This is a genomic window from Vibrio sp., from assembly GCF_050299255.1.
GTDB lineage: Bacteria > Pseudomonadota > Gammaproteobacteria > Enterobacterales > Vibrionaceae > Vibrio.
Window position 1 is genome coordinate 23,849 of the sequence record NZ_JBNKVP010000035.1, and the last position, 12,337, is coordinate 36,185.

Sequence of the window (12,337 nt, forward strand, 5' to 3'; positions counted from 1 at the left end):
AAAGGCACCCTAAGGTGCCTTTTTTGATCAAGTTGCGATTACTCGTCTGAAGAGAAACCGGCATTCAGCAGTGCAGCCAGGTTATCCGAAGCTTGCTCTGCAGAAGGACCTTCTTGCTCCTGAACCCGTTTGGCCTGACGCTCCTGGTGGTACGCAAAACCGGTACCAGCCGGGATCAGTCGACCAACAATCACGTTCTCTTTCAAGCCGCGCAGATCGTCACGCTTACCAGAAACGGCCGCTTCAGTCAGTACGCGGGTAGTTTCCTGGAACGACGCAGCCGAGATGAACGACTCAGTCGCCAGCGATGCTTTGGTAATCCCCAGCAGTTCGCGTTCAAAGCGAGCTGGTTCTTTACCTTCAGCTTCCAGGTTACGGTTCGCAATCTTCACTTGTGCGTATTCGACCTGTTCACCTGGCAGGAACTCAGAGTCACCTGCAAAGGTAATGGTACATTTACGCAGCATCTGACGAACGATAGTCTCAATGTGCTTGTCGTTAATCTTAACGCCTTGCAGTCGGTAAACTTCCTGAACTTCGTTAGCGATGTACTGAGTTACCGCGTGGATACCACGCAGACGCAGGATATCGTGTGGTGCTTCTGGGCCGTCAGCAATAACGTCACCGCGCTCCACTTTCTCACCTTCGAATACGTTCAGCTGGCGATGCTTAGGAATCATCTCTTCGTAAGTATCACCACCATCACGAGTGATGATCAGACGACGTTTACCTTTGGTCTCTTTACCGAAGCTGATCGTACCTGTGTGTTCAGCCAGAATCGCAGGTTCTTTCGGCTTACGGGCTTCGAACAGGTCAGCAACGCGTGGCAGACCACCGGTGATATCGCGGTTTCCGCCAGATTTCTGAGGAATACGCGCCAGCGTGTCACCAATGCCCACTTCCGCACCATCCACGATGTTTACGATCGCTTTACCTGGCAGGAAGTAGTGCGCCGGCATGTCAGTACCCGGAATGGTTACGTCGTTGCCTTTCTCATCAACCAGTTTGATTGCTGGACGCATATCTTTACCGGCAGATGGACGCGCTGCGGCTTCAGTGACTTCACTTGAAGACAGACCGGTCAGATCATCGGTTTGACGAGAAACGGTCACACCATCGATCATATCCACGAACTGTACGCGACCTGCCACTTCAGTGATGATTGGCATGGTGTGCGCTTCCCAGTTTGCTACGGTTTCACCCGCAGTAACTGCTGCACCGTCCGCTTTGTTCAGCATAGAGCCGTATGGCAGCTTGTGCTTCTCTTTAGTACGGCCAAATTCATCAATGATGGTCAGCTCAGTAGCACGAGAAGTAATGACCAGCTTGCCATCTTTGTTGGTGACGAACTTAGCATTGTTCAGTTTCAGAGAACCGTTGTTCTTAACCTGAACGCTGTTTTCTGCTGCTGCTGTCGATGCCGCACCACCGATGTGGAACGTACGCATGGTCAGCTGTGTACCCGGTTCACCGATAGACTGGGCGGCGATAACACCAACCGCTTCACCCTGGTTAACCAAGTGGCCACGAGCCAGGTCACGACCGTAACACTGAGCACAGCAACCGAAGTCAGAATCACAGGTTACCACTGAACGCACTCGCATGCTGTCGACTGAATTTTCGTCGATGATTTGACACCACTTCTCGTCAATCAGAGTGTTACGTGGGATCAGCACTTCGTCAGTACCCGGTTTCAACACGTCTTCAGCAACCACACGACCCAGCGCCAGCTCAGTCAGTGCTACTTTAACGTCACCACCCTCGATATGAGGCATCATATCAACGCCTTCCAGGGTGCCACAGTCGTGTTCGTGTACGACAACGTCTTGCGCAACGTCAACCAGACGACGAGTCAGGTAACCGGAGTTTGCTGTCTTCAGAGCCGTATCGGCCAGACCCTTACGGGCACCGTGGGTTGAGATAAAGTACTGAAGTACGTTCAGGCCTTCTTTAAAGTTCGCAGTGATCGGCGTTTCGATGATTGAGCCGTCTGGACGAGCCATCAGACCACGCATACCGGCCAACTGACGAATCTGCGCTGCAGAACCACGAGCGCCCGAGTCCGCCATCATATAGATGCTGTTGAAGGACTCTTGCTGTTCCTCTTCACCATCGCGGTTAACAACCGTTTCAGATGACAGGTTCTCCATCATTGCTTTTGCAACGCGGTCGTTGGTCGAGGCCCAGATATCGATCACTTTGTTGTAGCGTTCGCCCGCGGTTACCAGACCAGATTGGTACTGTTCCTGGATTTCGCGTACTTCTTCTTCCGCTTCAGCGATTTCAGTGTATTTCGCATCTGGTACCACCATGTCGTCGATACCAACCGACACGCCAGACAGTGCCGCATACGCGAAACCGGCATACATGATTTGGTCAGCAAAGATGACAGTGTCTTTCAGGCCCAGCTTACGGTACGCTTCGTTCAGCAGGTTAGAAATCTGCTTCTTACCCAGCTTCTGGTTTACCAGGCTGTATGGCAGACCCGAAGGTACGATTTGCCACAGCATGGCACGACCGATAGTGGTATCAACCAGCTTGGTTTCCGTGGTGCTGTTGCCGTCTTCGTCTACTACTGTTTCAGTAATACGGACTTTTACGCGTGCGTGCAGCTCAGCGCTCTTAGTGCGGTACGCCTTTTCAGCCTCTTCCGGGCCGGCCAGGTACATGCCTTCACCTTTCACGTTGATTTTTTCACGCGTCATATAGTACAGACCCAATACCACGTCCTGAGAAGGTACGATGATAGGGTCACCGGATGCTGGCGACAGAATGTTGTTAGTCGACATCATCAGGGTACGAGCTTCAAGCTGCGCTTCCAGAGTCAGCGGTACGTGTACCGCCATTTGGTCACCATCGAAGTCCGCGTTGTACGCCGCACAAACCAGCGGGTGCAGCTGAATCGCTTTACCTTCGATCAGTACTGGTTCGAACGCCTGGATACCCAGACGGTGCAGTGTTGGTGCACGGTTCAGCAGTACTGGGTGTTCACGGATGACTTCATCCAGGATATCCCATACGACCGCTTCTTCACGCTCAACCATCTTCTTAGCGGCTTTGATTGTAGTCGCCAGACCACGAGTCTCCAGCTTGCTGTAGATAAATGGTTTGAACAGCTCCAGAGCCATCTTCTTAGGCAGACCACACTGGTGCAGACGCAGGTAAGGACCTACGGTGATTACCGAACGGCCTGAGTAGTCTACACGTTTACCCAGCAGGTTCTGACGGAAACGACCTTGTTTACCCTTGATCATATCAGCAAGAGATTTCAGCGGACGCTTGTTAGAACCAGTGATCGCACGACCACGACGACCGTTATCCAGCAGCGCATCAACAGACTCTTGCAGCATACGTTTTTCGTTACGTACGATGATGTCCGGAGCCGCTAGCTCTAGCAGGCGCTTCAAACGGTTGTTACGGTTGATCACGCGACGATACAGATCGTTCAGGTCAGAAGTTGCGAAACGGCCACCGTCAAGTGGAACCAGAGGACGCAGATCCGGCGGCAGTACTGGCAGTACGGTCAGGATCATCCACTCTGGGTTGTTGCCAGAAGCAACAAACGCTTCAACCAGCTTCAGACGCTTAGTGATTTTTTTACGTTTGGTTTCAGAGTTGGTTGAATCCAGCTCTTCACGCATTTGTTCCGCTTCAGCATGCAGATCCATCGCACCCAGCAGGTCTTTGATCGCTTCTGCACCCATCTTAGCGGTGAACTCATCACCCCACTCTTCCAGGCGATCCAGATACTCTTCTTCAGTCAGCATCTGGCCTTTTTCAAGGTCGGTCATGCCCGGCTCTGTAACCACGTACATTTCGAAGTACAGGACACGTTCGATATCACGCAGCGGGATATCCATCAGCAGGCCGATACGAGATGGCAGTGATTTTAGGAACCAGATGTGAGCAACTGGTGATGCCAGTTCGATGTGGCCCATGCGGTCACGACGAACTTTAGTTTGTGTAACTTCAACGCCACACTTCTCACAGATAACACCACGGTGTTTCAGACGCTTATATTTGCCACACAGACACTCGTAGTCTTTTACTGGGCCAAAAATACGCGCACAGAACAGACCATCACGTTCAGGTTTGAACGTACGATAGTTGATGGTTTCAGGTTTTTTAACCTCACCGAAAGACCATGAACGAATCATGTCCGGTGAAGACAGACCGATCTTGATCGCGTCAAATTCTTCAGTCTTATGCTGTGCTTTCAGAAAGTTTAATAAGTCTTTCACAATCAGCTCCTGTAAGGAGTTAAAAGGGCTCACCTTACGGCGAGCGCCTTTCTACCAGATAATCCCGTGGGATTACTCTTCGTCTTCTAGCTCGATGTTGATACCCAGTGAGCGAATCTCTTTCAACAGTACGTTGAACGATTCTGGCATACCAGGTTCCATGCTGTGATTTCCGTCGACGATGTTCTTATACATCTTCGTACGGCCGTTCACGTCATCCGATTTCACCGTCAGCATTTCTTGTAGAGTGTAAGCCGCACCGTATGCTTCCAGTGCCCAAACTTCCATCTCACCGAAACGCTGGCCACCGAACTGAGCTTTACCACCAAGTGGCTGCTGAGTTACCAGGCTGTAAGAACCGGTTGAACGAGCGTGCATCTTGTCATCAACCAAGTGGTTCAGTTTCAGCATGTACATGTAACCTACGGTTACCGGACGCTCAAACGCATCACCTGTGCGACCGTCGAACAGAGTCAGCTGGCCAGATTCTGGCAAGCCACCCAATTTCAACAGCTCTTTAATTGATGTTTCATTTGCACCATCGAATACTGGTGTCGCAATCGGCAGACCACCACGCAGGTTGTTGATCAGCGTACGAACTTGATCATCAGACAGGCTGGCAATATCCACTTTCTGACGAGTTTCGCCCAAATCGTAGACTTTCTGCAGGAACTCACGGAATTTCGCCAGTTCTTGCTGCTCTTTCACCATCTGGTTGATCTTGTCGCCGATACCTTTCGCTGCCAGACCTAAGTGTACTTCCAGGATCTGACCGATGTTCATACGCGAAGGTACACCCAGCGGGTTCAGTACGATGTCGACCGGCTGACCGTTTTCATCGTATGGCATGTCTTCAACAGGGTTGATCTTCGAGATTACACCCTTGTTACCGTGACGACCGGCCATCTTATCACCAGGCTGGATACGACGTTTCACCGCCAGGTAAACTTTAACGATCTTCAGTACGCCAGGGGCCAGATCATCGCCTTGAGTGATCTTGCGACGCTTGGTTTCGAACTTCTTATCGAAATCGGCTTTCAGCTCGTCGTACTGTTCTGCCAGCTGTTCCAGCTGAGTTTGCAGAGCATCGTCTTCCAGAGTCTGTTCAAGCCATTTCTTACGCTCGATACCGTCCAGCTTAGCTTCAGAGTAACCGCCTTCCAGCAGCACAGCACGTACACGTGCCAGCAGGCCGCCTTCCAGGATCTGGAACTCTTCGGTCAGGTCTTTCTTCGCTTCCTTCAGCTGCATCTGCTCGATTTCGAGCGCGCGCTTGTCTTTTTCTACGCCGTCACGGGTAAATACCTGGACGTCGATGATGGTACCAGACACAGAGTTCGGTACACGCAGCGAAGTATCTTTAACGTCAGACGCTTTTTCACCGAAGATGGCACGCAGCAGTTTCTCTTCCGGTGTCAGCTGAGTTTCACCTTTTGGCGTTACTTTACCAACCAGAATGTCGCCGCCTTTCACTTCAGCACCGATGTAGACGATACCTGACTCGTCCAGTTTGGACAGGGCAGATTCACCCACGTTCGGGATATCAGCAGTGATCTCTTCAGAACCCAGCTTAGTATCACGCGCCACACAAGACAGTTCTTGAATGTGGATAGTGGTGAAACGGTCTTCCTGAACAACACGCTCAGAAACCAGGATCGAGTCCTCAAAGTTGTAACCGTTCCAAGGCATGAACGCGATACGCATGTTCTGACCCAGAGCCAGCTCACCCAGATCCGTTGAAGGACCGTCAGCCAGCACGTCACCGCGCAGTACCGGTTCACCCGGCATCACACATGGACGCTGGTTGATACAGGTGTTCTGGTTCGAACGGGTGTACTTGGTCAGGTTGTAGATATCGATACCGGCTTCGCCTGGGATCAACTCTTCTTCGTTCACTTTTACAACGATACGAGATGCGTCCACAGACTGGATAACACCGCCACGTTTCGCTACTGCAGTTACGCCTGAGTCTACCGCGATATTACGTTCGATACCGGTACCAACCAGAGGCTTGTCTGCCTTCAGTGTCGGTACAGCCTGACGTTGCATGTTCGCACCCATCAAGGCACGGTTCGCATCATCGTGTTCCAGGAACGGGATCAGTGACGCTGCGATCGATACAACCTGGTTGGTTGCAACGTCCATATAGCTCACGTGTTCACGTGGGTGCAGACCCGATTCACCTTTCTGACGGGCCGTGATCAGCTCGTCGCGGAAGGTACCGTCTTCGTTCAGAACCGTGTTGGCCTGAGCGATAACGAATTGACCTTCTTCAATTGCAGACAGGTAATCAACGTCATCCGTTACCACACCATCAACAACGCGACGGTATGGGGTTTCCAGGAAGCCATACTCGTTACAGCGGGCAAACGCTGACAGCGAGTTGATCAGACCGATGTTTGGACCTTCAGGTGTCTCGATAGGACATAGACGACCATAGTGAGTTACGTGTACGTCACGTACTTCAAAGCCTGCACGCTCACGAGTCAGACCGCCAGGACCCAACGCTGAAATACGGCGTTTGTGGGTAACTTCTGACAGCGGGTTGTTTTGGTCCATGAACTGCGACAACTGAGAAGAACCAAAGAATTCTTTAACGGCTGCAGAGATCGGTTTGGCATTGATCAGGTCTTGTGGCATCACGTTGTCCAGATCACCCAGGCTCAGGCGTTCTTTCACAGCGCGTTCAACACGTACCAGACCAACACGGAATTGGTTTTCAGCCATTTCGCCAACGCTACGGATACGACGGTTGCCCAAGTGGTCGATATCGTCCACTTCGCCAATACCGTTTCGGATAGCGATCAGCTTTTTCATCACTTCGATGATGTCGGTTTCATCAAGTGTGCCTTGCTCCAGAGCATCTGCACGACCGATAGAGCTGTTGAACTTCATCCGGCCAACAGTCGACAGATCGTAACGCTCTTCAGAGAAGAACAGGCTTTCGAACAGCGCTTCGGCTGCTTCTTTTGTTGGTGGCTCACCAGGGCGCATCATGCGGTAGATTTCTACCAGCGCGGTGATGCGATCGACAGTGCTGTCGATGCGAACCGTTTCCGACATAAATGGACCGTGGTCCAGATCGTTGGTAAACAGAGTTTCCAGTGCTTTGTGGCCAGCCTGAGACAGGTTCGCCAACGCTTCCAGGCTGATTTCCTGGTTAGCAGCAACAATGATCTCACCGGTCGCTTCGTTGACATAGTCTTTAGAAGCAACTTTGCCAACAATGTATTCAACCGGAACTTCGATATGGTCAATACCATCTTTTTCCAGTTGACGGATGTGACGTGCAGTCACACGGCGACCTTTTTCAACGTACACGGTGCCATCTGCTTCAATATCAAAAGAAGCAGTTTCGCCACGCAGACGCTCAGGCACTAATTCCATCATCAGTGTCTGATCTTTCACCTGGAAGTTCACTTTTTCAAAGAACAGATCCAGGATTTCTTCAGTGGTCTTACCCAGCGCGCGAAGAATGATAGAAGCCGGCAGTTTACGGCGACGGTCAATTCGAACGTACAGGTTGTCTTTCGGATCGAATTCGAAGTCCAGCCAAGAACCACGGTAAGGAATTACACGTGCGTTATAGAGAACTTTACCTGATGAGTGAGTTTTACCCTTATCGCTGTCGAAGAACACACCTGGGCTTCTGTGCAGCTGGGATACGATAACCCTCTCGGTACCATTGATTACGAAGGTACCATTCTCAGTCATGAGTGGAATTTCACCCATGTAGACTTCTTGTTCTTTAATGTCTTTAACGGTACCTGCTGGTGCATCTTTATCAAAAATCACCAGGCGCAGTTTTACGCGCAGGGGTTTTGAATAAGTAACACCGCGGATTTGACATTCTTTCACGTCAAAAACTGGCTCACCAAGACGGTAGCTAACGTATTGCAGCTCGGAGTTGCCGTTGTAGCTTTGAATCGGGAATACAGAACGGAAAGCAGCCTCAAGACCGTATTGTCCTTCAGGATCCTGTTCGATGAATTTGTCGAACGAATCGAGCTGGATCGATAGCAGGTATGGAATGTCCAACACTTGTGGACGAGTACCAAAGTCCTTACGGATGCGCTTTTTCTCGGTATAAGAGTAAACCATGGGGTTCCTCAGCTCGCTGATAAGTGACCCAAACTGTCCGCCTTACAGGGGTGGGACAGTGACTAACAACTGTTTACTGTAGTGACATCATTCTCATATGAAAAAGATGCTTTTTTGCATGGATAGAGGCGCTTAAACAGCGGGAAAATTCGCCTGTACCCTACAGCGCAAAAAGGCCGGTGGTCAATAAACCACCAGCCATTAGCCATTCGGCTAAGAGATTAAGCAATAATTACTTGATCTCAACAGTAGCACCAGCTTCTTCTAGTTGAGCTTTCAGAGCTTCAGCTTCGGCTTTCTCAATACCTTCTTTCAGAGGTGCTGGAGCGCCGTCAACTAGAGCTTTAGCTTCTTTCAGACCCAGACCAGTTGCGCCACGTACTGCTTTGATAACAGCAACTTTGTTACCGCCAGCAGCAGTCAGGATTACGTCGAATTCAGTTTGCTCAGCAGCAGCTTCGCCTGCAGCAGCGCCGCCAGCTACAACAGCAGCAGCAGCAGAAACACCGAATTTCTCTTCCATTGCTTCAATCAGTTCAACAACTTCCATTACAGACATTTCTGCAACTGCGTCTAGGATTTGCTCGTTAGTAATAGACATAACAATTCTCTTTTAAGTCAACAATAAGTTTATTAAGCAACCAGTAAAAAGCAAGGCTTACGCCGCTGCTTCTTCTTTTTGATCGCGGATAGCAGCGAAGGTACGTACCAGCTTGCCAGCAGAAGCTTCTTTCATGCACATCATTAGGCGTGCGATTGCTTCGTCGTAAGTTGGTAGTGTCGCTAGTACTTCAGCGTCAGTTAGCGCGCCTTCAAATGCAGCAGCTTTGATCTCGAAGTCTTTGTTCTCTTTAGCGAAGTCTTTGAAAAGACGCGCTGCAGCACCTGGGTGCTCGTTAGAGAACGCGATTAGAGTAGGACCAGTGAATGTCTCAGTTAGACATTCGTAGTCTGTACCCTGAACCGCACGACGTGCTAGAGTGTTACGCACGACTTTCATGTAAACGCCAGCTTCACGAGCTTGTTTACGTAGAGAAGTCATTGCGCCAACTTCAACGCCACGAGAATCAGCTACAACTGCAGAAAGTGCACCACTGGCAGCTTCGTTGACTTCAGCAACAATTGCTTTTTTGTCTTGAAGGTTTAAAGCCATCTTGGATTTACTCCTGGTTGTCGTTACACCACTCACTATCATCACGACAGTGAGAGCTATTGAGGTGCATTCCCAGAAGAAAGTTAACTATTAAAATAGAGCTTTCTGTCAGTTCGGGCACCATCTACGTAGGGTAATTAAGTTTACTAATTAGCAAACACCTACGGTCTTGGACGGAGACTGGGTCTTAATTCAATTCGAACTAGGAGACAGTTCAAAGAACCAAAGTTCAGCCCCAACCACAAATATTAGGCGCAAAATTATACACTAATTTTGCACCTAAGCAAATAAATTATGCTTGAGTGTTCAGGCTAGCCTGATCAACAGCAACACCAGCACCCATAGTAGTAGAGATGCTTACTTTCTTCAGGAAAGTACCTTTCGCTGAAGATGGCTTAGCTTTCTTAAGAGCGATTAGAAGAGACTCTAGGTTCTCTTTGATCTGCTCTGCAGAGAAGTTAGCTTTACCGATAGTAGTGTGGATGATGCCGTTTTTGTCGTTACGGTAACGAACCTGACCAGCTTTAGCGTTCTTAACAGCTTCAGCAACGTTAGGAGTTACAGTACCAACTTTAGGGTTTGGCATTAGACCGCGAGGACCTAGGATAGTACCTAGTTGACCTACAACGCGCATTGCATCTGGAGAAGCAACAACTACGTCAAAGTTCATTTCGCCTTTCTTCACTTGCTCAGCAAGATCTTCCATACCAACGATGTCTGCGCCAGCTTCTTTAGCTGCTTCAGCGTTTGCACCTTGAGTGAACACTGCAACGCGGATTTCGCGGCCAGTACCGTGAGGTAGTACAGTTGCACCACGTACGTTCTGGTCAGATTTACGAGCATCGATGCCAAGGTTAACAGCAACGTCAACAGACTCAACGAATTTAGCAGTCGCTAGTTCTTGAAGAAGAGCAACAGCTTCGTTGATTTCGTATTCTTTAGTTACGTCAACTTTTTCGCGGATTACGCGCATGCGCTTAGTTAGTTTTGCCATGATCTTAACCCTCTACCACTAGGCCCATTGAACGAGCAGTACCAGCGATTGAGCGTTTCATCGCTTCGATGTCAGCACCAGTCATATCAGCAGCTTAAGTTTCTGCGATTTCTTGGATTTGAGCGTCAGTTACAGTACCAACTTTTTCAGTGTTTGGACGACCGCTACCAGATTTAATACCAGCAGCTTTCTTAAGTAGAACAGCAGCAGGTGGAGTCTTAGTTACGAACGTGAAAGAACGGTCGTTGTAAACAGTAATAACTACTGGAGTCGGTAGACCTTTCTCGATAGATTCTGTTTTCGCGTTGAACGCTTTACAGAATTCCATGATGTTAACACCGTGTTGACCTAGTGCAGGACCTACTGGTGGACTAGGGTTAGCCATACCAGCAGCAACTTGTAGCTTGATGTAAGCTTCAACTTTCTTAGCCATGATAATTCCTAAATTTGGGTACTAGCGCTAATCACAGATCAGCTCCCCGTTTGTGTAAGATACTTTTTACTTCACTAGAAGTAAAAAGGCGCGAAATTATAGTAATAATTCGCGCCTTATACAACCCTAAAAAGGTGATTTTTTATACTCTTTAAATTAAGAGTCTTAGTCTAGTTTTTCAACCTGACCAAATTCAAGCTCAACTGGTGTTGCACGACCAAAGATCGATACAGACACTTTCAGGCGGCTCTTCTCATAATCCACTTCTTCAACAGTACCGTTGAAGTCAGCAAATGGACCTTCATTAACACGTACCACTTCACCCGCTTCGTACATAGTACGAGGACGTGGCGCTTCGCTCGCTTTCTCAAGACGGTTAAGAATCGCGTCAGCTTCTTTATCTGTGATAGGAGCAGGACGGTCCGAGGTACCACCAATGAAGCCCATGACACGCGGCACACTGCGTACAAGGTGCCATGATTCATCGTTCATAATCATCTGAACAAGGACGTAACCTGGGAAGAACTTACGCTCAGATTTGCGGCGCTGACCCGCGCGCATTTCTACTACTTCTTCAGTAGGAACTAGTACTTCACCGAATAGCTCTTCCATGCCGTGCATTTTGATATGCTCGCGCAGAGATTGAGCTACACGACCTTCAAATCCAGAGAAGGCTTGAACCACATACCAGCGTTTTTTTGGAGCTTCACTCATGAATTAAAACCCTCTATACCCCAGTCGCTAGAGCTACTAGACGAACCATAATTCCGTCAATACCCCATAGCGCTAGAGCCATTACAATACTTACAGCTAAAACGATCAGTGTTGTTTGCATGGTTTCTTGGCGAGTAGGCCAAACAACTTTACGTACTTCCATACGCGATTCTTTTGCAAAACTGATCGCTGCTTTACCTTTAGTCGTTGTTGCTGCAACGCCTAGAGCAGCTGCAATAAGAACAACAACACCTGCAGCGCGAATCACTACAGACATTTCACCATACAGGTAATTACCCACAACAGCGGCAGCTGCCAATACGAAAGCGACGATCCACTTGAACGTATCTGCTGCATTTGAGCTATCAGGAGTTTCAGCATTATTTGCTTTCATAAAACCAACCTGTTTCAAGTCTTAATATAGACGACAACAACCCCGCTGTTGCAGGACAAACTCCAAATCGCTGAAAAAATCAGCGTACTCTTAATAAGATTAAGCCCGTTTGCTTAATCTTGCTCCGCACTCAAGCAACTTCTGGACAAGAAAACAGCAAAAATTATGTTGAGTGCAGAAAAAGGGCATCAAATGATGCCCTTTTTGCTACTGGTTCGTCAAATCTAATTCAAGATTTTCCGATAGCATCCGTCTAATTCGCTATGAATTAGTCGAAGATCTTAGCAACAACACCAGCACCTACTGT

7 protein-coding genes and 1 pseudogene are annotated in these 12,337 nt (G+C 49.0%); all 8 read right to left on the bottom strand.

The window, feature by feature from the left end:
- Positions 1-38: 38 nt before the first annotated feature.
- Positions 39-4,241: a DNA-directed RNA polymerase subunit beta' gene (rpoC, locus tag ACQY6F_RS10980; protein ID WP_428774351.1), complete on the bottom strand. Its 4,203-nt coding sequence runs from the start codon at positions 4,239-4,241 to the stop codon at positions 39-41.
- A 72-nt stretch (positions 4,242-4,313) separates the two neighbouring features.
- Complete coding sequence (gene rpoB, locus ACQY6F_RS10985) at positions 4,314-8,342, bottom strand: DNA-directed RNA polymerase subunit beta (protein WP_428774352.1); 4,029 nt, start codon at positions 8,340-8,342, stop codon at positions 4,314-4,316.
- 232 nt (positions 8,343-8,574) lie between these two features.
- Entirely contained in the window at positions 8,575-8,943 is a 369-nt protein-coding gene (gene rplL, locus ACQY6F_RS10990; RefSeq protein WP_428774353.1) for a 50S ribosomal protein L7/L12, read from the bottom strand.
- Between the two features lie 57 nt (positions 8,944-9,000).
- Positions 9,001-9,495 (bottom strand): 50S ribosomal protein L10, encoded by a 495-nt coding sequence (rplJ, locus tag ACQY6F_RS10995; protein ID WP_020334710.1) that lies wholly within the window; start codon positions 9,493-9,495, stop codon positions 9,001-9,003.
- Between the two features lie 292 nt (positions 9,496-9,787).
- Entirely contained in the window at positions 9,788-10,489 is a 702-nt protein-coding gene (gene rplA / locus ACQY6F_RS11000) for a 50S ribosomal protein L1 (RefSeq protein ID WP_014233286.1), read from the bottom strand.
- A gap of 4 nt (positions 10,490-10,493) precedes the next feature.
- Positions 10,494-10,922 (bottom strand): annotated as a pseudogene (gene rplK / locus ACQY6F_RS11005) (50S ribosomal protein L11).
- 165 nt (positions 10,923-11,087) lie between these two features.
- Positions 11,088-11,636: a transcription termination/antitermination protein NusG gene (gene nusG / locus ACQY6F_RS11010; RefSeq protein WP_005384681.1), complete on the bottom strand. Its 549-nt coding sequence runs from the start codon at positions 11,634-11,636 to the stop codon at positions 11,088-11,090.
- Positions 11,637-11,649: 13 nt separating this feature from the next.
- The gene (gene secE / locus ACQY6F_RS11015; protein ID WP_020334711.1) at positions 11,650-12,030 is read right to left on the bottom strand and encodes a preprotein translocase subunit SecE; all 381 of its coding nucleotides are present in this window, start codon (positions 12,028-12,030) and stop codon (positions 11,650-11,652) included.
- Positions 12,031-12,337: the final 307 nt, after the last annotated feature.